Source organism: Enterococcus sp. AZ163, assembly GCF_050498925.1.
Taxonomy (GTDB): Bacteria; Bacillota; Bacilli; order Lactobacillales; family Enterococcaceae; genus Enterococcus_A; species Enterococcus_A ferrettii.
Map to the genome: position 1 here is coordinate 1,392,294 of NZ_JBIPAO010000001.1, position 25,245 is coordinate 1,417,538.

The 25,245-nt window shown below is 39.1% G+C and carries 24 protein-coding genes and 2 other annotated features; of the genes, 18 read left to right on the forward strand and 6 right to left on the reverse strand.

Features of this window, described 5'->3' with window-relative positions:
* Window positions 1-431 precede the first annotated feature (431 nt).
* From tgt to IGI46_RS06730, 6 genes are all read left to right on the forward strand, one after another.
* Window positions 432-1,577 (forward strand): tRNA guanosine(34) transglycosylase Tgt, encoded by a 1,146-nt coding sequence (tgt, locus tag IGI46_RS06705; RefSeq protein ID WP_207703765.1) that lies wholly within the window; start codon window positions 432-434, stop codon window positions 1,575-1,577.
* 80 nt (window positions 1,578-1,657) lie between these two features.
* The gene (yajC, locus tag IGI46_RS06710; protein WP_242704515.1) at window positions 1,658-2,002 is read left to right on the forward strand and encodes a preprotein translocase subunit YajC; all 345 of its coding nucleotides are present in this window, start codon (window positions 1,658-1,660) and stop codon (window positions 2,000-2,002) included.
* Window positions 2,003-2,131: 129 nt separating this feature from the next.
* Window positions 2,132-2,254 carry a hypothetical protein gene (locus IGI46_RS06715; RefSeq protein WP_429973155.1) on the forward strand — a complete coding sequence of 41 codons (123 nt, stop codon included), beginning with the start codon at window positions 2,132-2,134 and terminating at the stop codon, window positions 2,252-2,254.
* 50 nt (window positions 2,255-2,304) lie between these two features.
* Window positions 2,305-4,908, forward strand: a complete 2,604-nt coding sequence (gene adhE, locus IGI46_RS06720) for a bifunctional acetaldehyde-CoA/alcohol dehydrogenase (RefSeq protein ID WP_429962591.1) — start codon at window positions 2,305-2,307, stop codon at window positions 4,906-4,908.
* A 224-nt stretch (window positions 4,909-5,132) separates the two neighbouring features.
* Complete coding sequence (locus IGI46_RS06725; protein WP_429962592.1) at window positions 5,133-5,627, forward strand: hypothetical protein; 495 nt, start codon at window positions 5,133-5,135, stop codon at window positions 5,625-5,627.
* A gap of 9 nt (window positions 5,628-5,636) precedes the next feature.
* Window positions 5,637-6,329 (forward strand): aspartate/glutamate racemase family protein, encoded by a 693-nt coding sequence (locus IGI46_RS06730; RefSeq protein WP_429962593.1) that lies wholly within the window; start codon window positions 5,637-5,639, stop codon window positions 6,327-6,329.
* 47 nt (window positions 6,330-6,376) lie between these two features.
* Here IGI46_RS06730 and fni read toward each other — a convergent pair whose 3' ends face one another.
* From fni to mvk, 4 genes are read right to left on the reverse strand one after another with little or no spacing between them, the layout of a single operon-like run.
* Window positions 6,377-7,420 (reverse strand): type 2 isopentenyl-diphosphate Delta-isomerase, encoded by a 1,044-nt coding sequence (gene fni / locus IGI46_RS06735; protein WP_429962594.1) that lies wholly within the window; start codon window positions 7,418-7,420, stop codon window positions 6,377-6,379.
* Entirely contained in the window at window positions 7,404-8,501 is a 1,098-nt protein-coding gene (locus tag IGI46_RS06740; protein ID WP_207703771.1) for a phosphomevalonate kinase, read from the reverse strand. Before IGI46_RS06740 ends, fni begins: the two co-directional genes overlap by 17 nt.
* Window positions 8,498-9,490, reverse strand: a complete 993-nt coding sequence (gene mvaD / locus IGI46_RS06745) for a diphosphomevalonate decarboxylase (RefSeq protein ID WP_429973156.1) — start codon at window positions 9,488-9,490, stop codon at window positions 8,498-8,500. Before mvaD ends, IGI46_RS06740 begins: the two co-directional genes overlap by 4 nt.
* Window positions 9,483-10,427: a mevalonate kinase gene (mvk, locus tag IGI46_RS06750; protein WP_429973157.1), complete on the reverse strand. Its 945-nt coding sequence runs from the start codon at window positions 10,425-10,427 to the stop codon at window positions 9,483-9,485. The genes mvaD and mvk overlap by 8 nt, the downstream gene beginning before the upstream one ends.
* Window positions 10,428-10,683: 256 nt before the next feature.
* Here mvk and IGI46_RS06755 point away from each other — a divergent pair, with 256 nt between their 5' ends.
* Both IGI46_RS06755 and IGI46_RS06760 read left to right on the forward strand, forming a co-directional pair.
* Window positions 10,684-11,340 (forward strand): deoxynucleoside kinase, encoded by a 657-nt coding sequence (locus IGI46_RS06755; RefSeq protein WP_429973158.1) that lies wholly within the window; start codon window positions 10,684-10,686, stop codon window positions 11,338-11,340.
* A gap of 113 nt (window positions 11,341-11,453) precedes the next feature.
* The gene (locus IGI46_RS06760) at window positions 11,454-12,359 is read left to right on the forward strand and encodes a magnesium transporter CorA family protein (RefSeq protein ID WP_429973159.1); all 906 of its coding nucleotides are present in this window, start codon (window positions 11,454-11,456) and stop codon (window positions 12,357-12,359) included.
* A 345-nt stretch (window positions 12,360-12,704) separates the two neighbouring features.
* Here IGI46_RS06760 and IGI46_RS06765 read toward each other — a convergent pair whose 3' ends face one another.
* On the reverse strand, window positions 12,705-13,760 hold the full coding sequence (locus IGI46_RS06765; protein WP_429973160.1) for an FUSC family protein: 1,056 nt from the start codon (window positions 13,758-13,760) through the stop codon (window positions 12,705-12,707).
* A 187-nt stretch (window positions 13,761-13,947) separates the two neighbouring features.
* Window positions 13,948-14,079 (forward strand) — a sequence feature (ribosomal protein L20 leader region).
* A gap of 38 nt (window positions 14,080-14,117) precedes the next feature.
* Here IGI46_RS06765 and infC point away from each other — a divergent pair.
* The 10 genes from infC (at window position 14,118) to IGI46_RS06815 (ending at window position 23,760) form a co-directional block, all read left to right on the forward strand.
* Window positions 14,118-14,642 carry a translation initiation factor IF-3 gene (infC, locus tag IGI46_RS06770; RefSeq protein WP_207703779.1) on the forward strand — a complete coding sequence of 175 codons (525 nt, stop codon included), beginning with the start codon at window positions 14,118-14,120 and terminating at the stop codon, window positions 14,640-14,642.
* 91 nt (window positions 14,643-14,733) lie between these two features.
* Window positions 14,734-14,934, forward strand: coding sequence for a 50S ribosomal protein L35 (gene rpmI / locus IGI46_RS06775; protein ID WP_010755107.1), 201 nt, complete (start codon window positions 14,734-14,736; stop codon window positions 14,932-14,934).
* 66 nt (window positions 14,935-15,000) lie between these two features.
* Complete coding sequence (rplT, locus tag IGI46_RS06780) at window positions 15,001-15,360, forward strand: 50S ribosomal protein L20 (RefSeq protein ID WP_207703780.1); 360 nt, start codon at window positions 15,001-15,003, stop codon at window positions 15,358-15,360.
* 184 nt (window positions 15,361-15,544) lie between these two features.
* Window positions 15,545-16,480, forward strand: coding sequence for an ABC transporter ATP-binding protein (locus IGI46_RS06785; protein WP_429962600.1), 936 nt, complete (start codon window positions 15,545-15,547; stop codon window positions 16,478-16,480).
* A gap of 13 nt (window positions 16,481-16,493) precedes the next feature.
* On the forward strand, window positions 16,494-17,234 hold the full coding sequence (locus IGI46_RS06790; RefSeq protein ID WP_429962601.1) for an ABC transporter permease: 741 nt from the start codon (window positions 16,494-16,496) through the stop codon (window positions 17,232-17,234).
* Window positions 17,231-18,193 (forward strand): ABC transporter permease, encoded by a 963-nt coding sequence (locus IGI46_RS06795; protein ID WP_429962602.1) that lies wholly within the window; start codon window positions 17,231-17,233, stop codon window positions 18,191-18,193. The genes IGI46_RS06790 and IGI46_RS06795 overlap by 4 nt, the downstream gene beginning before the upstream one ends.
* 45 nt (window positions 18,194-18,238) lie before the next feature.
* On the forward strand, window positions 18,239-20,797 hold the full coding sequence (locus IGI46_RS06800) for a LuxR C-terminal-related transcriptional regulator (RefSeq protein WP_429973161.1): 2,559 nt from the start codon (window positions 18,239-18,241) through the stop codon (window positions 20,795-20,797).
* Window positions 20,798-20,955: 158 nt separating this feature from the next.
* The gene (gene cysK / locus IGI46_RS06805; RefSeq protein ID WP_429962604.1) at window positions 20,956-21,888 is read left to right on the forward strand and encodes a cysteine synthase A; all 933 of its coding nucleotides are present in this window, start codon (window positions 20,956-20,958) and stop codon (window positions 21,886-21,888) included.
* Window positions 21,889-22,139: a binding site (T-box leader), on the forward strand.
* 59 nt (window positions 22,140-22,198) lie between these two features.
* Complete coding sequence (locus IGI46_RS06810) at window positions 22,199-23,017, forward strand: MetQ/NlpA family ABC transporter substrate-binding protein (protein ID WP_429962605.1); 819 nt, start codon at window positions 22,199-22,201, stop codon at window positions 23,015-23,017.
* Between the two features lie 503 nt (window positions 23,018-23,520).
* Window positions 23,521-23,760 carry a GlsB/YeaQ/YmgE family stress response membrane protein gene (locus IGI46_RS06815; RefSeq protein ID WP_207703786.1) on the forward strand — a complete coding sequence of 80 codons (240 nt, stop codon included), beginning with the start codon at window positions 23,521-23,523 and terminating at the stop codon, window positions 23,758-23,760.
* Window positions 23,761-24,323: 563 nt separating this feature from the next.
* Here IGI46_RS06815 and IGI46_RS06820 read toward each other — a convergent pair.
* Window positions 24,324-25,163: a Cof-type HAD-IIB family hydrolase gene (locus IGI46_RS06820; protein WP_429962606.1), complete on the reverse strand. Its 840-nt coding sequence runs from the start codon at window positions 25,161-25,163 to the stop codon at window positions 24,324-24,326.
* Between the last annotated feature and the right edge of the window lie 82 nt (window positions 25,164-25,245).

Here is a 25,245-nt window from a genome sequence, read left to right on the forward strand (position 1 = left end):
GTTTCTTTATATAATTTTATTTTCACAATCTTTTAGATATCATGAAATAACAATCTTTTACTCATTGTATTTTAGTTATTTTTTTATCTGTAATTTGAAAAAGCGCAGCTGCAATTACTAACTGTCTGTTTTTGATTAAGCTTGTGAAATTAATATAATAGCTTTGGATTTAAACTATCAAATTTTTTTTCATTTCCCAAAGAGTTTATGAAAATAGTAACAAGTGGGTAAATTAGATTTTAATGATAAATGCCGATATGAATATGAAAAAAGGACTCATTTTATCTACAATTATTCGAGGGCAAAAAATCCTTTTTTTTAAAATCTCAACAAGAGCTTAAACAGCCTTTATAAAGTTGCAAAAGGTCGTCAAAACCAGTATGATGATACAAGTTGTTCGTTCATACATAGCAAGGAAAGTAGGAAGATAAATGACACAACCTGCGATTTCTTATCGTTTAATAAAAAAAGAAAAACATACGGGTGCACGGCTGGGTGAAATCATCACTCCTCACGGTACCTTTCCAACACCAATGTTTATGCCAGTAGGTACATTAGCGACCGTTAAAACAATGGCGCCAGAAGAACTCAAAGAGATGGGTGCTGGAATTATTTTAAGTAATACCTACCATTTATGGTTACGCCCGGGTGAAGATTTAGTAGCTGAGGCTGGTGGATTGCACAAGTTCATGAACTGGGATCAGCCGATCTTAACGGATTCAGGCGGCTTTCAGGTTTTTTCTTTGGCAGATATGCGTAATATCGTTGAAGAGGGTGTCCATTTCAAGAATCATTTAAATGGATCAAAAATGTTCTTATCCCCTGAGAAGGCGATTGATATCCAAAACAAACTGGGTTCAGATATTATGATGAGCTTTGATGAGTGTCCACCATTTGACGAAAGCTATGACTATGTGAAGAAATCAGTTGAACGTACTTCGCGTTGGGCTGAACGGGGGCTGAAGGCTCATGCTAATCCAGATACTCAAGGCTTGTTCGGAATTATTCAAGGAGCCGGCTTTGAAGACCTGCGTCGTCAAAGTGCTAAAGATTTAGTCAGCATGGATTTCCCAGGTTATTCTATCGGTGGTTTATCAGTCGGTGAACCAAAAGCTGAAATGAATCGGGTGTTGGAGTTTACCACACCGTTGATTCCGGAGAACAAACCACGATATCTGATGGGTGTTGGTGCAGCAGATTCCTTGATCGATGGTGTAATTCGCGGGGTAGATATGTTTGACTGCGTATTGCCAACACGGATTGCTCGTAATGGAACCACCATGACTTCTCAAGGCCGATTAGTAGTGAAGAATGCTAAGTTTGCCCGCGATTTCCGTCCGTTGGATGAAAACTGCGATTGCTACACTTGCCGCAATTACAGCCGTGCTTATATTCGTCATTTGATTCATTGTGATGAAACATTTGGTATTCGTTTAACTTCTTATCATAACCTGTATTTCTTGATTAACTTAATGAAGCAAGTTCGTCAGGCTATTATGGATGATAATCTGTTAGAATTCCGTCAAGCGTTTTTTGAAGCCTATGGTTTTAACAAGGAAAACGCAAAAAGTTTCTAAAAAATAGTGCAAACCACTAGTTTAAGTTTGTTATCTTTGTTACAGTATTTAGTGACTATTAGAATGTGAGGGGAATAAACATGGGAAGCTTTCCAATGATAATTTTACTAGTTGTGATGATTGGTATGTTCTTTATGATGAATCGCAACCAAAAGAAACAACAGCAAGAACGTCAGAATTTATTAGATGCAATGAAGCCAGGCGACAGTGTCGTAACTATCGGCGGCTTGCACGGAGTCATTTCTGAAATGAACAGCACTGAAAAAACAGTTACTTTAGACTGCGAAGGCATCTTCTTAGTGTTTGATCGTGCATCGATCCGTACTGTGAAGTCAGCAGCTCCAATAAATCCAGCACCAGTTGAAACAACTGAAGCAGTTATTGAACCTGAAGTAACACCAGAACCAACTGATAAAGAAGAATAGTTCTTTTGTTAAAGAAGGCTGAAGTAAGCTTAATGTTTACTTTCAGCCTTTTTTTGGTTCTTTTTAGCTAATGATTAGCCATTTTTGTGAAACTTCGAATTAAATAATACTCGTCATTTTAACTGGAGCATGATTTCTAAAATTTTAGAAATTGCTACAAAAGGTGCGATAGCAGGCACATTTGTTAAAGAATATAAAGGTGTGAAAAAAATCACAAAAAACTATTTACAAATCTATGCCTGTGTTGTATGATTGGAATGTGAAAAAATTAACAAATAATTTATGTTATTAGGAGGACTCACATGGCAAAAGCGGTTGAGAAAGAAATAAAAGACACGATCAATGTTGAGCAAATGATTGATGAGATGGCAACGAAGGCCAATGTAGCATTAGATGTAATGGCTGATTTCGATCAAGAAAAAGTTGACCATATCGTTCATGAAATGGCAATGGCAGCACTAGATAAACACATGATGTTGGCAAAAATGGCAGTTGAAGAAACTGGCCGTGGAATTGTCGAAGATAAAGCGATCAAAAACATGTACGCTTCTGAGTATATTTGGAACAGCATTAAACATGATAAAACCGTTGGTATTATTGGCGAAGACAAACAAAGAGGTTTGATCGAAGTCGCTGGACCTGTTGGCGTTATCTGTGGAGTTGTACCAACAACCAACCCAACTTCAACAACTATTTTTAAAGCAATGATTGCTTTAAAAACAGCAAACCCAATCGTATTCTCATTCCATCCATCTGCACAAAAATGTTCAGTGGAAGCTGCACGTATCGTTCGTGACGCTGCAATTGCTGCTGGAGCTCCTGAAAACTGTATCCAATGGATTGAAACACCATCAATTGAGGCAACTCAAGGTTTGATGAATCATCCAGGCGTAGCGATCGTATTAGCAACTGGTGGACCAGGCATGGTTAAATCTGCTTACTCTACTGGTAAACCTGCTCTAGGTGTAGGTGCTGGTAATGCTCCTGCATATATCGAAAAAACTGCAAAAATCAAACGTGCAGTGAATGACTTGTTTGTATCAAAAACTTTTGATAACGGCATGATTTGTGCTTCTGAGCAAGGAATCATCGTTGATAAAGAAATTTACGACGAAGTGAAGAGAGAATTCGAAGCTCACCAAGCATACGTTGTTAAGAAAAATGAATTGAAAAAATTAGAAGATGCTGTAATGAACGAAGGCAAGTATGCTGTTAACCCAGCAATTGTTGGACATTCAGCTATCGATATCGCTCAACGCGCGGGTATCAAAGTTCCTGAGGGCACTAAGATGCTGATTGCAGAAATCGATGGCGTTGGTGCAGAATATCCATTATCTCGTGAAAAACTTTCTCCAGTATTAGCAATGGTTAAAGCAAATAGCCAAGCCGAAGCATTAGACATGTGTCAAGGTATGCTTGAATTAGGCGGACTAGGACATACTGCAGTTATTCATACAGAAGATGAAGATTTGCAAGTGAAATTTGGATTGCGTATGAAAGCTTGCCGTATCTTGGTTAACACACCATCTGCTGAAGGTGGTATCGGTGATATCTACAACGAAATGATTCCATCATTGACTCTTGGTTGTGGTTCATACGGTAAGAACTCTGTATCTAAGAACGTATCTGCTATTAACTTAATCAATGTTAAAACTATAGCGAAACGGAGAAATAATATGCAATGGTTTAAATTACCACCAAAAATCTTCTTTGAAAAGAACTCATTATTGTATCTAACTAAGATGCAAGATGTTGAACGCGTTATGTTGGTTTGTGACCCAGGTATGGTTCAATTTGGTTATGCTGACATCGTTCGTGAAGTATTAGGCCGTCGTAAAAATGATGTGAAGGTTGAAGTATTCTCAGATGTTGAGCCTAACCCTTCAACTAACACAGTTTATAAAGGTCTAGAAATGTTCAACGAGTTCCAACCAGATACGGTCATTGCATTAGGTGGTGGATCTGCGATGGATGCGGCGAAAGGTATGTGGATGTTCTTTGAACACCCAGACACTTCATTCTTCGGCGCGAAACAAAAATTCTTGGATATCCGCAAACGTACTTACAAGATTGCTGATCCTAAGAAAACACAATTTGTATGTATTCCAACTACTTCTGGTACTGGTTCTGAGGTTACTCCGTTTGCCGTTATCACAGATAGCGATACTCACGTGAAATACCCATTAGCTGACTATGCATTGACACCAGATGTAGCGATTGTTGACCCTCAATTTGTTATGACTGTGCCACCTTCAGTAACTGCTGATACTGGTATGGACGTATTAACGCACGCAATCGAGTCTTATGTATCTGTAATGGCATCTGACTACACACGTGGATTGAGCTTGCAAGCAATCAAGATTGTCTTTGAAAACCTTGAAAATTCAGTGAAAACTGCTGATCCAGAAGCTCGGGAAAAAATGCATAACGCATCAGCTATGGCTGGTATGGCATTCGCCAATGCTTTCTTAGGAATTTGTCACTCAATCGCTCATAAGATTGGTGGAGAATATGGCATTCCTCACGGACGTACGAACGCAATTCTATTGCCTCATATCATCCGTTACAATGCGAAGGATCCACAAAAACATGCAATGTTCCCTAAATATGACTACTTCCGTGCGGATACAGACTATGCTGATATCGCTAAATTCTTAGGTCTTAAGGGTAACACAACTGCTGAATTGGTTGATGCATTGATCGAAGCAGTCTACAACTTAGGTACAACTGTAGGAATCGACATGAACTTGAAAGCACAAGGCGTGACTCAAGAAGTTCTAGATACTACAGTGGATCGTATGGCTGAATTAGCTTACGAAGACCAATGTACAACTGCTAACCCTAAAGAGCCTTTAATCAGCGAGCTGAAACAAATTATCGTTACAGCTTACGATTACAAAGCTTAGTTAGACTATAATTAAGAGCCTCCCGCGTGGGGGGTTCTTTTTTTACTTTTGAACAGAGATACAATGAGAAATTAGTATAGCTTAGAAGCCTAATAAATAAGCGATGAAATCGAAGGGAGTTCTAATTTGTTTCTTTATTTTTTTAAAATTTGAACTCTTCGATTGTCCTATTTTATAAAACAAGTTAGACTGGTATTAAGGGAAGAAAAGAGGGAAAAACGCCAGTGGAAAAGCTAACGCGGGAGATAAGTGAACTCAGCCAAACAAACGCAGAATTGGTTTCTTTAGGCGAGTTTTTAACCAGTCAAACCTATTTAATGAATAAAAAGGCAGCCCAAATCTTTATTTTGGATTTAAGAGATTATGTGGAGGCATTAGAGATAATTACTAACCTAGTACCAGCAGAGGATAGGCTGCAACAAGAGCCAAGGAAAATCAACAGTCTGCTGACGCGGGAATATGAACTTATTAAATTGATTCAAAGAGATTTTCAGCGTTTGTTGAAGGCTCAAGGCGAAAAACTAAACTTGTTCGATTTAAATGCAGAGCAAATTGCTCATATCATGGATCAGCTGGATCAGCTGCATATTTTAAACCAATTCCTTTTGCAGGATAATTTGGTTTTTCAAACAATGATTAGCACCAACGAAACAGCTGCGGGTAACATTCGAGTAGGAACAAAGAAAAGCTTTTGGCAGCGATTGCTGGGTAAAAAGTAGGAGGAAGATATGAAGACAATCGGGTTGTTAGGCGGTATGAGCTGGGAAAGTACCGTGTCTTACTATACATTAATTAATCAAGGGGTTCAGGCTGAATTAGGGGGTCTGCATTCAGCTAAAATTCTCTTAGGCAGCGTCGATTTTCAAGAAATTGAGACCTGTCAGGCTCAAGGAGAGTGGCAGAAAAGCGGCGAGATATTGGCTGGCTATGCTAAAGGATTGGAAGCAGCAGGAGCTGACTTCCTGTTAATCTGCACCAATACGATGCATAAGGTAGCGTCGCAAATTCAGCAGCAGTTGACCATTCCTATTTTGCATATAGCGGATGCAACTATCGATCAGCTGCAGCTTGAAGGAATTACGAAGGTTGGGTTATTAGGCACGAAGTATACCATGACTCAAGATTTTTATAAGGAACGAATCATTGATCAAGGAATCGAAGTTTTGATTCCGGATGAAGAAGCAATTGAGCTGGTGAATACCGTGATTTTTGAGGAGCTTTGTTTAGGGGCAATTAATGAAGCTTCGAAACAAGAATACTTGGCAGTAATTGAACAGCTGAAGGCTGAAGGAGCTCAAGGAATTATTCTAGGCTGTACAGAGATTGGTTTGCTGATTCAGCAGACCGATGTGGACATTCCATTGTTCGACACAACCGAAATCCATTGTGCAGTTGCGGTGAAGAAAGCTTTAGCAGAATAAATAAAGACGAAAGACTCAGGAATCAAACCTAAAGTCTTTCGTCTTTTTTAGCGTGCAGCTAAGTTGTAGAGGTTAATTCCGCGAAGCTCTGCCCATTCTTTGGGTGCTCCAGTAACGATCAATTGATTCTTTTGAACGTCTTTGGTAGTTGCTTTTCCGGTTAAGGCATAGAGTAGACGCAGCTGCGCTTTCCAATCTTCTACCAGTTTAATCGTTGCATCAACACCCTCTGACATCACGGTGTTCAGAATCGTACCAGAGATACCTACGGCGTTAGCTCCTAAGCTAACAGCTTTAAAGATATCAAAGGCATTGCGGATACCGCCAGAAGCCAGCATGGTCAAATCATCCATAAAAGGCTGAGCTTCCAGTAAAGAAATTACGGTAGATTGACCCCAATCATTTAGGTAGGATAATTCGCGCTCCTTACGACGAGAGTTTTCAATCTGGGTAAAGCTGGTGCCGCCGCGACCAGAAACATCGACTGCTTGAACGCCTAAATCCAATAGCTTCTGGATTGTTTCCTGAGCCATACCAAAACCAACTTCTTTGACAATGACCGGCACTGAAACGGCGTCAATCGTATCACGAATATTGGTCTCCCATAGTTCAAAATCATGTTCCCCCTCAGGCATCACTAATTCCTGCGGTACATTCAAATGGATTTGCAAACCATCAGCATCCAAGAGGTCAATCATTTTTTGTGCGTCCTCAGCTGTTCGACCAGCACCCATGTTAGCAAGCAGTAGACCTTGAGGGTTTTCCTCTCGCACAATAGTATAGGAATCAACGACTGATGGATCTTTCAAGGCAGCAGATACTGAACCAGTTGCCATCATTAAGCCTGTTGCTTTAGCAACCATTGCCAGCTGCTGGTTGAAGACCTTAGTTTTTTCACTACCGCCAGTCATAGCATTAATGTAAAACGGTACTTCCAAGTTAAGTCCATTGATGGAAGTTGTTAAATCAATCTGATCATCGGAAATCGAAACCATTGACTGATGGACGAAAGATACCGCATCGAAGTCATTTTCCTTAGGTTTTTGCTGCTGTGCTTTCGCCAGCAACAGATGTTCATCTTTGCGATTCATCGGTGTTTTCCTCCGTTAAGTGGTAGACATGCAAGGGCAGCGGGGTGATTCCAGCTTTCTCCCATGAGCTCATCAAAGGTAGAATTCCAGCTTTTTTATCAACGATCACAATTCCACAATCGCCACCGCCAGCACCGGAAGACTTGGCCGCTCCTTCGTACTGTTCAGCTAAATCATTCAAGACCTTTAACTGTTGTGTTTCAATTGATACGTTACTAAACGTTGTTAATTGGTTAAGCAATTCGCGATTTTTGCGAATCATTGCTTGAATTTCGGCTACGTTTTCCTGCTTAAAGCCTTCAATCATTTGATCCACACAGGCTTTACTATCCGCTAGAAATTGTTTATAAGCTCCAGCCTTTTCTTCTCTTGATTGATGAACCTGATCCACCAAATCAGAAGTAGAGGCTGGACTGCCAGTCCAACCAATCAACAGACGCAAATCATCGGGCGCCTTCAAAGGTTCAATTCGCAGACTAGGCCAATCGCTCTCTACAATAGTTGATAAGGCTTCATGTTCTAGTTTTTCCAGCAGCCAATCATGGTCAAAGGTTGAAAAAGCCAACCAGCCACCATAACAGCTGGCTGCAATATCACCGCAGGAGCCGTTGCCTTGTACATTTAAATGAGCCAAGGTAGCCAGCTTGAACAGCTCCAACTGAGAAAGCTGCAGATCATAAAAGATGTTTAACGCTTTAACTGTGGCTACGGTTACGGCTCCACTAGAGCCTAAACCGTATTTGCGGCCATTGGAATTGTCTAATTCACTGGTCACTTTTAAATCAAAGAAAGCCAGTTCTTTCCCTTTTTCTTGAGCATAGCGTTCGGTAAAATGAATGGCTGCTAAGATATAGTGAAAGGGATTGTCCCGAATATCTAACACTAACTCATTGTTTCGTCGGGTCCACCGAATAGGCAGATCACTGTATTGAGCGGATTGAATACTGCCAATTCTTTTAGCAGCATCAATAGAGACATTAATGAATTGGTCAATTGCAACAATAATAGCTGGATGACCAGCTTCGACTACGGCATATTCACCAGCAATATATAATTTACCAGGAGCTGAAACTTCAATCATGCTTCTACTTCCTTCGTCATTATTTTGATCCCTGGCCCAGCATGAGCAGCGATCAATTGGTCTGCTGAAAAATGTTCTTGCAGCTTGCTTAACACAGTAGATTCATTTTTTTTCTGAACAAGAATCTTTACATTAGGTCCAGCATCAAGTGTAAAGTAGCAAGCTAAACCTTCATTCCGTAATTGACGAACAAGGGCCATCGCCCGCATACTTTCAGCCGACCAGTAGGTAAATGGAGGTATGGCTGCTAAGGTGGTACCATGCATCTTCAGAGCACTAGCCTCAGTAACTTCGCCCAGTGATTGGAAATCTTTGTTGGCAATGGCTGTTCGTGCTTTGGCTAAATCTTGAGGAACGGTAGCCAACCAACCATCGTAAAACGCAGAGGTTTCAACAGTTCGTTGCATGCCATCACGACTGGAGACATCTTTTTGCTGATCATTTACTACCACAAAGATCATGCTTAGCTCTTCTTCAAAGCCGTTTGATGGAATTGGTACAGCATACGAGCTGTCATCTGAATCTCCTTTTTCCCACTCCGCAAAGCCGCCATAAATACTTCGGCAGGCGGAACCTGAACCGCGACGAGCTAAGCGTGACAGCTCTTTTTCCTCTAAAGGTAATCCTAGCGCAGCGCTGGCAGCGCCGGCTAAAGCTGCTAAACCGCTCGCTGAAGAAGCCAGACCAGCTGCTGTTGGGACAAAATTCTGGCTGTCCACCTTGGCAAATAGCTGACTTTGCGCTTTCTCTCTAATTAGATCCAAAAAACGACTCACTTTAACTGTAGTTTCTCTGTCTTGTAAGTTATTATCTAAATAAAACTGATCCTCAGAAAATGTTGAGGAAAAGGTAACCGATGTCTCTGTGTAGAAAGCATCCAGTGTCAATGACAAGCTATTGTTCATGGGTAAAATCAGCTGCTGATCCGCTTTTCCCCAATATTTAATCAACGCGATGTTTGTGTAAGCTCGCGCGTGACCTTTATACATGTGCATATACCCCTAACCCTTCAATCCACGTATCGCGTGCGCCAGCACTCATTAGAATCTGTTGCAATCGACGTCCGCTTTCTTCGTTTTTTGTTAAAGCAATCATGCATCCACCACGACCGCCGCCAGTCAATTTCGCACCCAACGCTTGATTGGCTAAGGCAGTTTGAATTAAGTGGTTCAAGGCATAATTACTAGTTCCCAATGCTTGTAAATGTTCCTGTGCTCTCGTCATATAAGCCCCTAACAACTCGGGCTGATTAGACAAAATGGCTTGCTGTGCTTGCTTGGTCAGTTGACCCAGCTGTCGAATTCGGCTGCCGGTTACTAAACGGTCAACCTCCATTAAATGAGCGACGTCCTTTACTGCTTTGCGTGTTTGTCCTTTGTGTCCAGTATCTGCCACCACTAAGAAGGCGTCCATATTTAACTGGAAAGGTTGGAAATCTAAGCCTTTTTGATAAAGCAGCGGTTCCGTACCGCTAATCGTTGCTGCATCAATCCCACTAGGGTTCCCATGCGCTATTTTTTCGGCCTGATTAACAAATAACAATATATTTTCTTGATCAGTTGGCAGCCCTAGCCAGTCAAAGAATGCTCGGGTAATAGAGACAGCAACTGCTGCGCTGGACCCCATTCCACGTTCGGCTGGAACGGTACTCTCAATGGTTACATAAAATGGTTTCTGAATGGCAAATTGACGAACCAGCTGCCACAACAAAACAGTCACATTTCGCATTGAATGGGGTGCCTTTGCTAAAGGACCGTGATAAAAACTGGATTCAATCCATGATTCATTTCCTTGATGAAATTGGACGGTAGTCGTAATGCCGGTACCAGAAAAAGGAAAAGCAATTGCGGGTTCCCCGTATACTACCGCATGTTCTCCCATTAAAATGATCTTTCCACTGGCGTGTCCTAAACCGATGTTTTTCATTCAAAAAACTCCTTTTTATACCCGATACAGAATATTCAGCTCTGTATTCAATCTCTTCTATTTTACTCAGAGAAAACAAACAAGTAAATGAATCCGTTAAAAACTTTTATAAACTGAACTTTTTTTTAAACATTCCTTGACAGGCAAATTCTAATATGTTTCAAAGCTTTTTTTATTGACGACACCAGATATTGGGGGTATATTATTAAAGTTGAAGAAAAAACACCATATTTTGTATGAAACGAGTTGGAGGTAAATGAGCGTGATTGTATTAGCCGGTACTATTGGAGCAGGAAAATCCAGTTTGACTGCGATGTTGTCAGAACATCTAGGCAGCCAAGCTTTTTATGAATCAATTGAAGACAACAAGGTATTGCCATTATTTTATGCGAATCCAGAACAATATGCCTTTTTATTGCAAATTTATTTTTTGAATAAGCGGTTCGACAGTATCAAGCGAGCGATGCAGGATGATAATAACGTATTAGATCGTTCTATCTATGAGGATTCCTTGCTTTTCCATTTAAATGCTGACCTTGGTCGAGCAACTGATACGGAAGTGAAGGTCTATGATGAGTTATTGGCCAATATGATGGAAGAGCTGCCTTATGCGGCTCACAAGAAACATCCTGATTTATTGGTACACATTCGAGTTTCTTTTGAAACCATGCTGGATCGGATTGAAAAGCGTGGTCGGGATTATGAACAACTAAGCTTTGATCCAACACTTTATGATTATTATAAAGAACTGAATCATCGCTATGACCAATGGTATGAGGATTATAACGAAAGTCCTAAAATCCAAATTGATGGTGATAAGCTGAATTTTGTTGAAGAGGCTGATGCTCGTGATATTGTTCTACAAATGATCGATGAAAAAATTTCTGAAGTACAAAATATTTCGGTTATCTAAAATAGTAAAAGCAACTGTCTAAAAGAAGCGGGTCAGTACCGCTTCTTTTGGGCATTTTTTTGTGCAAACTCTTTGGTGAACCGATATAATAGAAAAGATGAGGAGGAGAACGCATGGAAACGCGCCGTACATTTAATCAAGGCTTGTGTACTTGGATCACGATCGATTCCAAGGACACAAAAGAAATAGAACAATTGAGAGAGACCTATCAGATTAGCGATGAAATGCTGACTTATTCTCTGGATAAGAACGAGCGGGCCCGGGTAGAGTATGATCCTCTTGACCATACATTATTGGTTATTTACAATGTGGCTCACCTGGAAAAGACTAACAATCATTATGAGACAAGTCCAATGGCCTTCATTATGAAGGATCATCATATATTTTCTTTTATTTCGGAGAAAACTAACTATGTGGTGGACTTAATGGAAAACGTATTAAATCGTGATCCCAAGCAAAGCACAGCTAGCTTGCTTTTCCATACGCTCTTTCTAATATCTGATTATTATTTCCCAAACATTGAAGAAGTAAACAGTCAGCGAGTTCTTTTGAACACCAAATTACGAGAAAAGACGACCAATAAGAATTTGTTGGAGCTTTCCGATTTGGAGATTGGGCTGGTTTATTTGGTCACAGCTACGAAACAGAATGTAGTTTTGTTGGAGCAAATCAAAGCCCAAGGATTATTCCCGAACTTTACCGATAAGGAAAAAGAGGAGCTGGATGATGCGCTGATCGAAGCCAGACAAGCAGTTGAAATGACTAAATTAGCGAGTGAAATCCTGGACCAGCTTTCAGGTACCTACAATAATTTGTTGAACAATAATCTGAATGATACCATGAAGATTTTGACAATTTGGTCACTGCTCTTGACTATTCCAACAATTGTGACCGGCTTCTTTGGTATGAATATGCCGCTGCCTTTTGAACATTCAGAGATTGGCTGGATTATTTCGCTGTTTATTAGCTTAGGACTTTCAGTCTGGCTGATCGTGGTTTTGTGGCGGAGAATACGGTAACAAACCAACTTGAGTAAAAAAAACGAGGGTTGTTTGTAATTACTGTGATTACGTGTTGAAGAAAAAGATAGAACAATTTTACTCATTCCGAAAGTAGAAGATTACTTTGCCGATTCATCACCCGGACAGTTTATTGATGAAGAGGACATGTTAGTTAGCAAAGAATAGTATACTAAAGGACAATTATCTAGATGATTAACCAGTAAGCGAATGTTTATATTTTAGATAAGCCCGGAGTCTATTTCTCTTGGGGGATCATTAAAAATTTTTACTTTAATAATGACCATGTTCTTAGTTTGTTTTCTACAAATAAAGATGCTGGAAAAGCAAAAACCGAGTAGGCAGCTACTCGGTTTCTTTGTCGAAGTTTTCGTGGAGATCGAACTTTTGATTATAAAATTTGAGCCCAGTGGTCATGATCCAAGCTGCACCAAATCCCAGCAGGCTGCCCAGTACAATTCCTAAAAAACGATATTGAATCAATGAGTATAAATACTGCTGCCGTACTAGCATGGAAAGCATTAATGACATAGGTGTAGTAAAGAATTGAGCAATGGCGTAATTGCGTCTGATAAAAAATTCCACTGTGACAAACAAAGCTGTAATTACTAGCAAAGTTTCAAACACTGTCAAAGGCAGATTCAGCAACCCTGCCGCGATCACTAAGCCTACTAATGTTCCGAAGATCCGTTGAATATTCCGATGAAGCATCGCCCGCAGATTATCTCCCTGCAAGATTGCTGCACAGGAAACTACTAACCAATAAGGATTCTTCAATTGGAGTCCCATGCTTAAATAAACAGCAAAAAATAATACACAACTATAGAATAAACTATCGATCAGTACCGAAGGGTCATCATTCAAACGTTCATTCAGGCTTCTCTTCACTTCAATTTGCGGTGTTCTCTTGTCGAAAAAATGCAACAGAGTAGCAAAGAAAATAGCAAAGCAGACACCGATAAGAAAGTAAAAACTCATTACCGGAATTTTAGGTAAAGGAATTTGGGTACTGGCTCCCATGGCTGAAACCATGACAATGAAAAAGGCACCTGGTTTGGCAATGCCATATAAACGGAAAAAGAATCGTCCAATTAAGCCTACCAAGGCAACAAATAATGGGGCGGTCCAATGCCAGTGGGTGGAAAGCATGCCGACAAAATTACCAACAGTTAAGAAAATACCAATTAAACTTAACCGAAGCACCAACTGTTTTAATGGCAAAGGCTGATAGTATAAAAAAGTGAAAATACCTAAAGAACCGAAGCTGGCGATGGCTAGCTGGTGAGTAAAATAGCCGGTGAAGAGGACACTGATCATACAAAGACCGGCACCGATCAGTCGAATATAGGAATCCTTTGGTTGATTGTAATGAATTAATTCGCGAAAAAAAGAACGTTCCATTTTATCACTTCTTTCCTTATTAATATGTACTTAGTAAGGAGCGTATCTTTTTGTATAAAGGAAAAGCTTCTCTTTAAGCTTAGCACAGAAATGTAAAGAAAAACAACCGAACTTTCTGAAAATAAGAAATTCTAGTAATGAAAGGATTGACAACTAGTATGAATCCCTGTATACTATAAAAGTTGAGAAATGAAAGCAGAAGCACCCGCTTCTCGCCTTACGCGAACATCTCGCTGGGCTAGATAGTTAATGACTTGTCTTTAGTAGATAAGTATGGCTAAGTTGCGGGTTCAGTATGAACTCGTTTTTTTTGTGCCGAATGCGGCTTTTATTTTCTCTCAAAAATTTTGGAGGTGAATGACCATAGCAAAGGATATGATGGTTAACGACGGCATTCGTGCTCACGAAGTACGATTGATCGGACAAGATGGCGAACAATTAGGTGTGAAGTCTAAAGCAGAAGCATTAAGAATCGCTGAACAAGCAAACCTTGATGTTGTTCTCGTAGCTCCAGGTGCGAAACCACCAGTAGCACGGATCATGGATTACGGAAAATACCGTTTTGAAATGCAGAAGAAAAATCGCGAAGCTCGTAAGAAGCAAAAAGTGATTAGCATCAAAGAAGTTCGTTTAAGTCCAACAATCGACGTGAATGACTTTAATACAAAACTTCGTAATGCACGTAAATTCCTAGAAAAAGGCGATAAAGTGAAAGCTTCTATCCGTTTCAAGGGCCGTGCCATTACCCACAAAGAGATTGGTCAGAAAGTTCTTATGCGCTTGGCTACTGAAACAGAAGACATTGCGACAGTAGAACAAAAACCGAAGATGGACGGACGTAGCATGTTCTTAGTGCTTGCACCGAAAGAGAAGAAAGACTAATAGTCAGCAAAAAATTTTGAGGATGCTTGTTCAACTTTTACATTTCTTGTAGTTGAACGGTATGCGAAATGAAATGTAGGAGGAAATTATTATGCCAAAACAAAAAACACACCGCGGATTAGCAAAACGCGTAAAACGTACTGGTGGTGGCGGTCTTAAACGCTTCCGCGCCTTTACAAGTCACCGTTTCCACGGCAAAACTAAAAAACAACGTCGTCAATTGCGTAAAGCACGTATGGTATCAGCTGGCGATTACAAACGTATCCGTCAACAATTAGCTCGCATGAAATAATTGCAGCACCTAAGCTTTACAACATTTAATTTTAAAATTCAACAGAAACATTAGGAGGAATTAAACATGGCACGTGTTAAAGGTGGAACAGTAACTCGTAAACGTCGTAAAAAGACACTAAAATTAGCTAAGGGTTACTACGGTTCTAAACACACTCTATTTAAAACAGCTAAAGAACAAGTAATGAATTCATACAACTACGCATACCGCGATCGTCGTCAGAAAAAACGCGACTTCCGTAAATTGTGGATTGCACGTATCAACGCTGCAGCTCGTATGAACGGCTTAAGCTACTCAAAATTAATGCATGGCTTAAAATTGGCTGGAATCGAAATCAACCGCAAAATGTTAGCTGACCTAGCTGTACATGATGCATCTGCTTTCACAGCGCTTGCTGACCAAGCGAAAGATTCATTAGCTAAATAGTTTTTCTAAACTTTCATCCCTACTCGCTTGAGTAGGGATTTTTTGTCTATTATATATATATCAATTAAGCTCAAATACTCAATCCTTAATAATTTTCTCTTTGCTATTGAAAAATCAACCACATGGTTGATTTTTTTTATCCCTTCTTTTCTTTAAGATAGAACTATCAAAGGGGGAAGTTCAGATGCAGCCATTAATTGAAGTTAAACAACTAGTTAAATCATATGAAAAGAAAAAAGTTTTGCATGGCATTAGTTTTACGATTTACGAAGGGGAAATATTATGTTTTTTAGGGCCAAACGGTGCAGCTAAAAGTACGACAATCAATATTTTATGTGGGGCATTAAGCCTTGATAGTGGAGAAATTCGCTATGAAGGCCAAGTAGTTGCCAAGAAATTATCGACATTCAAGAAGCAGTTGGGGATAGTTCCGCAAGATCTAGCTATCTATGAAGATTTGAGTGCTGAGCAAAATGTTCGTTTTTTTGCTTCGTTGTATGGATTACGAGGAACTGATTTATCAGAAGGAGTAACGTTTGCTTTGCGGTCGGTGGGGTTATTGGAACATCGAAAGGAAAAGGCCCGGACCTTTTCTGGTGGGATGAAGCGTCGGCTAAACATTGCCTGCGCAATTGCTCATCGGCCTAAGCTTCTAATCATGGATGAACCTACAGTGGGGATTGATCCTCAGTCTCGGAATCACATCTTGCAATCCATTCGTGAGATGCAGGCAGCGGGAATGACCATTCTTTACACTACCCATTACATGGAGGAAGTCGAGGAGATTTCAACCAGAATTATCATTATGGACCATGGGGAAATCATTGCTGAAGGAACCAAAGAGGCCCTCAAGGAAAAAAATAAAGAACGTAAAATTTTGATCGAATTAGAAGCGCCTCACTCCAAAAGCTTTGATGATTTTTATCAAATCGAAGGAGTAAAAACAGTGGAATTTTCCCACGAAACTTTGATGCTTACTGCAATTAAAGGTATCGAAAATCTTGATCGGATTATCGATTACTTAGTTCGACGTAAGGAAAAGATTCAAAATATTGCGATTCAAACAGACAATCTTGAAACGGTCTTTTTGGATTTGACTGGACGTTCATTGAGAGATTAGGAGCTGAAATACGATGTATCAATTAACTAAAATGATTCAACGGGATTTTTTGAACTTGCTGATTAATCCTACTTGGCTGTTCTTTTGTCTGATGTTTCCTTTCTTGCTGATAACAATTGTCAGCTTTATGACGCAGGGAATGTATAGTGACAGCTTTACCAGCTATGATTATTACGGAGTTACCCTCATGTTTTATTCGGCCTTATATTCAGGAACCTTTGCAGCCAATAGTTTTATGGAGGAACGGATAAAAAAGGCTAATCTACGAGGAATTTATGCACCGAATTGTGAATGGAAAATTCCTTTCTCAAAAACAATTGCTACGTTTCTTTATACACTGATCATTTATTCATTTGTCGCTGTTTTAGTGAGTATATTGTTCTCAATCAACTACGGCGCTGCTCTTTTTCAGCTATGGCTCTTGTTTGTTGGGGTAAATTTAGCTAGCAGCAGCTTTGGTGTTTTCATGTGCTGTTTGTTCAAAAGCGAAGGAGTTGCCAATCAGATTTTAAGTGTTTTAACCAGCATTGTAGCAATTACTGCGGGGTTACTATTCCCGGCAGCAGCAATGGGTCCGGCATTTAGTAAGGTAAGCCAATGGATGCCGCTGTCAAAAGTTATTCAGGCTGCTTTTGAATTGATTTATGATAGCCATAGTCAATATTTTTTGCTGGCTTTCATCGGTTCACTGCTAGTTGCATTGGTATTCACTCTATTGTCGCAATTGCTTTTTAAAGGGGAGGCATATGTATGATTGAGTTATTAAGAAACCATTTAATACGAGCTTGGAATAAAAAGATGCGGCTTATTATTATGAGTAGCTTAATTGTAGCTGCTTTAGGAGTCGCCTTATTTTTAAGCGATCGAACATCCTCTTCTTTAAAAATTGCGGTAGTAGGTAATCCAGCAATCCAGCTTAAGGATAATTCCTTGGAAATCACCTCTTTGGAAAAACAGCCAGCAAGATCAGAGCTGGCATTAGGAACCTATGATGCAGTGGTAGACTTCTCTCAAGGAGCACCACAAATCACTACCTTCAAAAATAATGATTTTAAAAAGCAATTAGCTACTTTTTTGGCAGGGAAATCTAGTGAGGCTGTTCAAACGGCTGCTCAGATGAATAAGGCACAACGAATTTTAGGATACGTGCTGATGTTTCTACTGATGGCGGGGATTACCAATACCTTTTTATTTAGTGAGGATAAGGAAAAGCATTTAATGGAACGAATGATTTGCAGCGATCTTTCTCAAGGAAAACTCTTTTTATCTTATTTCATTTTTTTATTCGGCTTGCTTTTTATACCAACCTTCATTATTTTTGCGACAGTTAATCAGGTATTCCAGATTGACCTGGGGATGTCGTTAGGAAATTATGCTTGTTTGCTGGCATTGCTTTGTTTGATCGGTGTTAGCTTTGCCTTGTGTAATGCTTCTTTCTTTAAGGATGGAGACCAGGCGAATATGATTGGATCAATGTTTATAGTCATTACCTCGCTTGTTTCAGGCAGCTTTTTCTCTTTGGCTAATGACACTGGTTGGTGGAAAAGCTTAACCCATTATTTGCCGCAAAAGCAATTTCTGCAGCTGACAGAAGCGATCAGCAAGGGACAAAGCTATCAAGAAAATAGCTTGAAAATTATTTTTTTAGTTGTGCTAAGTGGAATATTTCTGCTCATCGCGATTAAGAAAAACCAAAAGCAATATTTACAATAAAGAAAAACTGCTATACTAAATAAAAATGATTGGAGGGATTGGTCTGTGGGAATTTTAGTAAGCAGTCGAATGATACCACCAAAACTAAAAAGCAACCGAATCCCTCGAAAACAGCTGGTTAAAAAAATTCAGACCGGCTTTAACAAAAAAGTAACAGTTTTAGAAGCTGGAGCTGGCCATGGAAAAACGTTAGCTTTGCGACAGAGTGTGGAAGCACTACCTAATCAAAAATGGTGTTGGCTGAATTTAGCAGAAGATAGCAATCAACTCACTTTATTTTGGAGCTATGTCTTAGAAAGTTTGTCTGATTTTTTAGGAAATGAAAAAGAAGTTGCGTTTGATAACTTTCAACGAAGTCTTCAAGAAGGGAATCTGACTTCGTTTGGGGTGTTTCTTTTGGAAATACTTCCCAAACAGGATATTTATTTAGTATTAGATGATTTTCACCATATTATAGATACGAAGCTGGTTGCGTCAATTGATTCCTTTGTGGCAGCTATGCCGGATTATCTGCATTTACTTTTAGTTACTCGTTACAAGCCAGCAATCTATCTGGGTCAGCTGCTGATTGAAGATGAGCTGCAGTATATTCAGGAAGCTGACTTTTTGATTACGCCAACGGAAGCCAAAAGTGTAATGTTGGAAGTGGGCTACGGGAATCTGTCAACAGAAATTCAAGATCAGCTAATCAGCAAGGCACAGGGATGGTTGGGTGGTTTGCAGCTGTTGCTTCTTTCTGGTGATTTTTCTCCAACCGTTGGAGCAGATACTTCAGAGAAAAAAATAGTTTTCGACTATTTAGCAAAAGAAATTTTGGACAAGCTCCCAAAAATTGAACAGAATTATTTGATTCATACATCCTATTACCCATTTGTATTTCCTGAGTTAAGCTGCAAGCTATTCCCAGAAATAAACTATGAAGAAATGCTGGAGAAGCTGCAAAAGCAGCATCTAATGATTAACCGTCTGGAAAATAAGGAAGCCAGCTACGTTTATCATCCGTTACTTCGTGATGTTTTAATTGAAGCTTTTATAAAGCAAGAAGCAGCGGAGATTGTTATTCAGAAAAAACAAGCGGCAGAAGTATTTTTGCAGCAGAGCTATTTCGATGAAGGGCTGTCTCTTTTATTTGAGGTGGAAGATTATCAGCAGATTATGACTTTGTTGCTGGAAAGACCACAAAATTTGCGAACATCATTTTACATTCAGCAAGTACCTGATGACGCAGCAGTAGCAAATATTGATTTTGCCTTTCAGAAAATATTTTATTATTATACGATTTTGAACTATGAGAAGCTGGAGCAATTAATTTGTGCGCTGGAAGCAGCTTTTCCGGCGTTGCAAGAAGCTCACGTATTCAATGGGTTACTGGCACTTTTGGGGGTGGAGTTTATAGAGGTGGAAGATATCAGACTTTCACCCGTATTCCTGCACTCTTTACCCTTGAATGATGTATCCAAAGCATTTCTTTTCCTGCAAAATGCACTCTTTTTTTACTATAAAAATGAGTTTCAAGAGGCTATTCTTTTTGTAGAAGAAAGTCTGTCACTAAATAGAAAGGGTAAAAATCCCTTCATTAATTATTTTTGTGAAACTTTTTTGGCTCAAATTTATGAGGAGATTGGCGACTTTCAACAAGGGTTGGTTTTGTTGGAGAGGACCTATGCCAAAATTGAACATATGAGCGCTGATGCAAGAGTGATGCGCAATTATCATTTGAGCTTCAATTTGACCATTGCAGGTATCTATTTAAAGAAGATGGAATTGACTTCAGCCGAAAAAGCTCTGCAAGAAATAGCTCAGCAGCAACATCCTCACATTCGGGCCTCTTACCTCTACAATTATGCTGAACTGCATTATTTAAAGGGGGAAGAGGAAGAAGCTCTAGCCGCTGTTCAACAATTGGAGTTGACTGATTACTACCAAAATTTGAGGATAAAAGCTGGATTGTTCCGTTATATGCTGAAGAGTCATCAATTATCTATTGGAAAACAAGAACAATATCTCGAAGATTATGCTCAAATGAATCAGCTTTCGATTAGTAATCGCTTATTTTACGGCATGCTGCTATTGGCGCGAAACGAACGAGCCAAAGCACTGAAAATGGTCGATCAGGTCCTAGAAATTAGTCGTAGAGAACGAATTTATTTTCGGATTATTGGAGCCGATTTGTTGAAAATTGATATTCTATTGCAAATGGAAAACTGTGAAGAACGAATTTTTCAGGACTTGTATCATGAAGCGATTCACTACGGCAAAGAAAATAAAATCTTGTGTGAATTCTTTTTGTATAAAAAGGAATTAATGATTCTTTTCAATCGATTAGGCAATCGCATCTGTGAAAATTTTGAGCCAGATGAGTTGTTATTTCATGAAAAGATAAATAGACTAATCTGTCCTGAAGAGAAAACCTTTTTAAGTAAACGTGAACTAGAGGTATTGAGGGAATTGACCAAAGGACTGACCAATAAAGAAATATCTGCCCAACTTTTTATATCAATGGCCACAACAAAAACACACATTTTGAATATCTATCGTAAACTTGGAGTGAGCTCTCGAGTTATGGCTGTAGAAAAAGCACGGCATTTAAAGCTCTTAGAATAAATTTTAACAACAATCGAGAGTAAAACCTGTTCACGATAGTTTGATATAGAAAAAATTGATAACCAGCTATCAATAAAACCTATTATCTTGTTGAAATTGTACATGCTACAATAACCTCAATATTTGTTTAGACTTTAGTAGAGAAATGAGGGAGAAGCATGGAAAAAATAGTTAACAATATTTTAGAATTAACTGGCAATACCCCGATTGTTAAATTGAATCATATAGTGCCAGAAGAAGCAGCAGATGTTTACGCAAAGCTGGAATTTTATAATCCAGCAGGTTCGGTAAAAGATCGGATTGCCGTAGCAATGATTGAGCAGGCCGAAAGAGATGGTCAGTTAAAATCTGGTGACACGATTATTGAACCTACATCAGGTAATACTGGAGTTGGTTTAGCTTTTGCTGGTGCTGCCAAAGGATATCCAGTTGTGATCGTGCTGCCAGATACGTTCTCAATTGAACGCAGAAAATTGATTCAAGCTTACGGCGCAAAATTAGTTCTTACACCAGGAGCTGATGGAATGAAAGGTGCCATTGCCAAAGCTGAAGCTTTAGCAAAAGAACATGGTTGGTTCTTGCCAATGCAATTTGACAATCCAGCAAATCCAGCCATTCACAAGCAAACTACAGGTAAAGAAATCGTTGACGCTTTTGGCTCTGACGGTTTGGATGCCTTCGTAGCAGGTGTTGGAACTGGTGGGACAGTGACTGGAGCTGGAGCAGCGGTGAAGGAAGCTTACCCGGAAATTAAGATCTTTGCAGTAGAGTCGGCAGAGTCACCAGTTTTATCAGGTGGACAGCCGAGCCCTCACAAAATACAAGGGATTTCTGCTGGTTTTATACCAAGTATCTTAGATACTGAGATTTATCAGGAAATTTTACAAGTATCCAGTGATGATGCTATTCAGACGGCCCGTTCAGTTGCTCAAAAAGAAGCCATTCTAGTCGGAATTTCCAGTGGAGCTGCTATCAAAGGAGCAATTGAGGTAGCCAAACAATTGGGCAAAGGAAAGAAAGTGTTGGTAGTTGTTCCAGATAATGGCGAACGCTATCTTTCGACCGTGCTTTATGATTCACCAACTGAATAACCAAATGCAGTGAAAAGAAAAGTACATTTAAGTAAAAGTATCCAGAGAACCCCGGTATTCTGCGAAGGGGCAACGGCAATTAGATGGAAAATGGTCTTTGAGCAAGGACAGATAAGAGCAATCAAGTTTGTCACGGGTGTGCCCGTTACAGTACCGCGGAATACGTCGAAGACAAGTTCTGGTTGAGCTTATTGCATAAAGCAATAAGAAACTTAGGTGGTAACACGGAAGCAGCAGCTTTCGTCCTAAATGTAGTGGATACATTTGAGACGAAGGCTGTTTTTTATTTAAAAAAATGGAGGAAGATAGAATGAAAAAGTTTTTTTGGTTTGTTATTGCAGCAGTTTTAACGGTAGGATTGGCCGCTTGCGGTAAAGGGAATAGTGCGGATGAGAATCAGACTTTAGTCGTGGGAACGCTGCCGACTCCGCATGGAGAAATTTTAGAGCATGTGAAGCCATTATTGAAAGAGAAAGGCGTAACCTTAGAAATAACTAACTTTGATGACTACATTTTGCCTAATAAGGCTTTAGCCGATGGTGAGGTGGATGTCAATTATTTCCAGCATAAACCCTTTTTTAATAAGGCAGTAAAAGAAAATGATTATGATTTTAAAGACGTAGGGGCGGTTCACGTAGAACCAATGGGGCTTTATTCAAAGAAGCTTAAGGATATCAAAGATTTAGCTGACGGTTCTACAATTATTACTTCAAATTCAGTTTCCGACTGGGGGCGTATCCTCACTATCTTGCAAGAGGCGAACTTGATTACTATCAAAGATGGTACAAATTTGGAGACGGCTAGCTTTGAAGATATTGATCAAAATCCCAAGAATTTGAAGTTTGATCATTCCATTGATCCAGCTTTGTTGGCAACAACTTATAATAATGAAGAAGGAGATTTAGTAGCAATCAATGCTAATTTTGCTTATGGTATAGGGCTTAATCCAGTGAAGGATTCTTTGCTGCTGGAAAATGATAATTCTCCTTATGGTAATATTTTGGCCGTTCGTTCAGAAGATGCTGAAGATCCAAGAGTTAAAAAATTGGTTGACGTTTTGCACGATAAGGATGTTCAGGAATGGATTTTAAATGAGTGGGGAGGTTCAGTAAAACCGGTAGATAACTAAGATATATTTTGCATTCATCAAGCAAACGATTCAGTAGAATTACTGACTACTTTAATCGTGGAATAGAAAAGAAATAATGATCACACCAAAAGTGTTAGATGAATTAATTTTCGACACTTTTGGTGTATTTTTGTTACTTTAACTCACTATAAAAAGAATGAATATTGTTGTAAAGTACAATAAAACATAGCGGATTCCCCAAAAAATGTCTCAATTTCAACGTAATAAATACTGTAAATTCCTCACAATAAGAAATCAAAAGCAGATTTTTTGCCAAAAACAAGATAAAAGTCTAAGCTATATTTAAGCATGCATGTTATCAAAAAGGTACTGAAATGGTAATGAACAGAAAAGACTGGTCCATGGTTATAGACAAGTAAATGGATTTTTCTAATTAGAAATTATCGCTGGCAAAGAAACAAACTGCAGGTATTTTAAGAAAGTTATTGAGAGAATCATCGAACTTTTATGTTCGATAAAGTAAAAGAAAGTGAGTGGTAAAAATGATTTGGTCATTAATAGTAGGCGGTGTAATTGGTGCTATCGCTGGAGCAATTACTAGTAAGGGAGCATCAATGGGAATCATTGCAAATGTTGTCGCTGGATTAATTGGTTCTTGGTTAGGACAAGCGCTATTTGGCAGCTGGGGTCCAGCTTTAGCTGGCATGGCAATTATTCCATCAATCGTTGGAGCTGTTATCTTAGTTGCGGTTGTCTCCTTCTTCTTTGGAAGAAATAAGTAAAACTAACTAACAATTGTATACACAGATAGGGCAAAAAAAATTTCCAAGAGAAACTATTGACTTAGCTAATAGGTGATATTCCTAATTTTGTTCCTGCTAAATATTTGCAGGATTTAATTGGGCAAGGATAGACTGAAATACGTGATTTTTACCAAGGTTGGAGCTTTGATTGTAAAGAAAATACAGAGATGTATTGTGATACTTTATTGTGAGGAAAACTAGTTTAAGCACTAAATTGGCATCTCTAACATGTTATCTAACCTCTAATGAAAGTATGGATATAGTCTACGACTTGTATCATTTTTTGAAAGTGAATAGAGTGACGATGGAAATGTATCTCTTTAGGGTTAAAAAGTGAGTATCAATAGTATAAATGAGTAAATGTGGGGAAGAAGATACTCATATTACAGGAAATACTATTGAAATTGCTTGCTCACTAAAGGGATTAATTGAGAAAGACACGAAGATTTGAACGGAAGTTCAAATTTTCGTGTCTTTTTTTAAAGGTTAAAATTTTGGGTATTAAATAATTATCCAACTTAAATAAGAGATTGTTCAGTGAATCAATAAGACAATAGCTGTTCAAGCATATGGTGAATTCCATCGTCATTGTTAGATCGTGCGATGTGATCAGCTGCTGCCTTTAATTCAGGAACAGCATTCTCCATAGCAATACCTTTACCTGCATACTGAACTAAGGAGATATCGTTGTGGCCATCACCGAAGGCTGCAATATTTTCAGGGGAAATTCCCATAGGAAGCAAGACTGTATCTAATGCTTTCGCTTTATCAATCCCCTTAGCCGTGAATTCAAAATAGAAGTCAGCCGTAAAGACACAATTCAACAAATTTTTAAAAGGGGCCATCATCTCTTGATGATGCGCCGATAGATACTCTGGTTCACCAGCGGTCAGAATTTTACTGATGGGCTCATTTAAAAAAGCTGCTAGATCTGTAATCTCGCAAAGCTTGTAGTTGCCTCCACGTGATTCGTATTCGATAATGTTCAATTTGGTTCCTTTATATGTAACATCACAATTATAAACATCGTTAACATACATATAGTCATCCTTGTCAATCATTGGTTTCACATCAAACTTTTTCATGTGCTCCAACACAGCTTTGCCTTCCTCTACAGTCATTGATTGGTCAAAAAGCACGTTACCTGTCTGAAAATCAATAACTTTGGCACCATTGTAGGAAACCAGCAGGCCATGGTGTTTCTTCATTTCAAGTTCTTCAGCGAAACCTAGCATACCTGATGTAGGACGTCCTGAAGCCAAAATGAGCTTGATTCCCTTTTGCTGTGCATTGATTAAGGTATCTTTAGTTGCTAGTGGAATCTTTTTTTTATCATTTAACAAAGTTCCATCAATATCTAAGACGATTGCTTTTATGGTCATTAGTTTGCCTCCCTTTTGCTAAAAGTATAACAATAATGAAGGCTAATTTTATGCGTGAAGGACATTTTGAAAAAATTTTTTC

Bases quoted from the DNA above. Each gene is read 5' to 3' on its own strand.
- tgt (WP_207703765.1), top strand. From the start codon at position 432: ATGACACAACCTGCGATTTCTTATCGTTTAATAAAAAAAGAAAAACAT.
- yajC (WP_242704515.1), top strand. From the start codon at position 1,658: ATGGGAAGCTTTCCAATGATAATTTTACTAGTTGTGATGATTGGTATG.
- IGI46_RS06715 (WP_429973155.1), top strand. From the start codon at position 2,132: ATGATTTCTAAAATTTTAGAAATTGCTACAAAAGGTGCGATAGCAGGC.
- adhE (WP_429962591.1), top strand. From the start codon at position 2,305: ATGGCAAAAGCGGTTGAGAAAGAAATAAAAGACACGATCAATGTTGAG.
- IGI46_RS06730 (WP_429962593.1), top strand. From the start codon at position 5,637: ATGAAGACAATCGGGTTGTTAGGCGGTATGAGCTGGGAAAGTACCGTG.
- fni (WP_429962594.1), bottom strand. From the start codon at position 7,420: ATGAATCGCAAAGATGAACATCTGTTGCTGGCGAAAGCACAGCAGCAA.
- IGI46_RS06740 (WP_207703771.1), bottom strand. From the start codon at position 8,501: ATGATTGAAGTTTCAGCTCCTGGTAAATTATATATTGCTGGTGAATAT.
- mvaD (WP_429973156.1), bottom strand. From the start codon at position 9,490: ATGTATAAAGGTCACGCGCGAGCTTACACAAACATCGCGTTGATTAAA.
- mvk (WP_429973157.1), bottom strand. From the start codon at position 10,427: ATGAAAAACATCGGTTTAGGACACGCCAGTGGAAAGATCATTTTAATG.
- IGI46_RS06755 (WP_429973158.1), top strand. From the start codon at position 10,684: ATGAGCGTGATTGTATTAGCCGGTACTATTGGAGCAGGAAAATCCAGT.
- IGI46_RS06760 (WP_429973159.1), top strand. From the start codon at position 11,454: ATGGAAACGCGCCGTACATTTAATCAAGGCTTGTGTACTTGGATCACG.
- IGI46_RS06765 (WP_429973160.1), bottom strand. From the start codon at position 13,760: ATGGAACGTTCTTTTTTTCGCGAATTAATTCATTACAATCAACCAAAG.
- infC (WP_207703779.1), top strand. From the start codon at position 14,118: ATGACCATAGCAAAGGATATGATGGTTAACGACGGCATTCGTGCTCAC.
- rpmI (WP_010755107.1), top strand. From the start codon at position 14,734: ATGCCAAAACAAAAAACACACCGCGGATTAGCAAAACGCGTAAAACGT.
- rplT (WP_207703780.1), top strand. From the start codon at position 15,001: ATGGCACGTGTTAAAGGTGGAACAGTAACTCGTAAACGTCGTAAAAAG.
- IGI46_RS06785 (WP_429962600.1), top strand. From the start codon at position 15,545: ATGCAGCCATTAATTGAAGTTAAACAACTAGTTAAATCATATGAAAAG.
- IGI46_RS06790 (WP_429962601.1), top strand. From the start codon at position 16,494: ATGTATCAATTAACTAAAATGATTCAACGGGATTTTTTGAACTTGCTG.
- IGI46_RS06795 (WP_429962602.1), top strand. From the start codon at position 17,231: ATGATTGAGTTATTAAGAAACCATTTAATACGAGCTTGGAATAAAAAG.
- cysK (WP_429962604.1), top strand. From the start codon at position 20,956: ATGGAAAAAATAGTTAACAATATTTTAGAATTAACTGGCAATACCCCG.
- IGI46_RS06810 (WP_429962605.1), top strand. From the start codon at position 22,199: ATGAAAAAGTTTTTTTGGTTTGTTATTGCAGCAGTTTTAACGGTAGGA.
- IGI46_RS06815 (WP_207703786.1), top strand. From the start codon at position 23,521: ATGATTTGGTCATTAATAGTAGGCGGTGTAATTGGTGCTATCGCTGGA.
- IGI46_RS06820 (WP_429962606.1), bottom strand. From the start codon at position 25,163: ATGACCATAAAAGCAATCGTCTTAGATATTGATGGAACTTTGTTAAAT.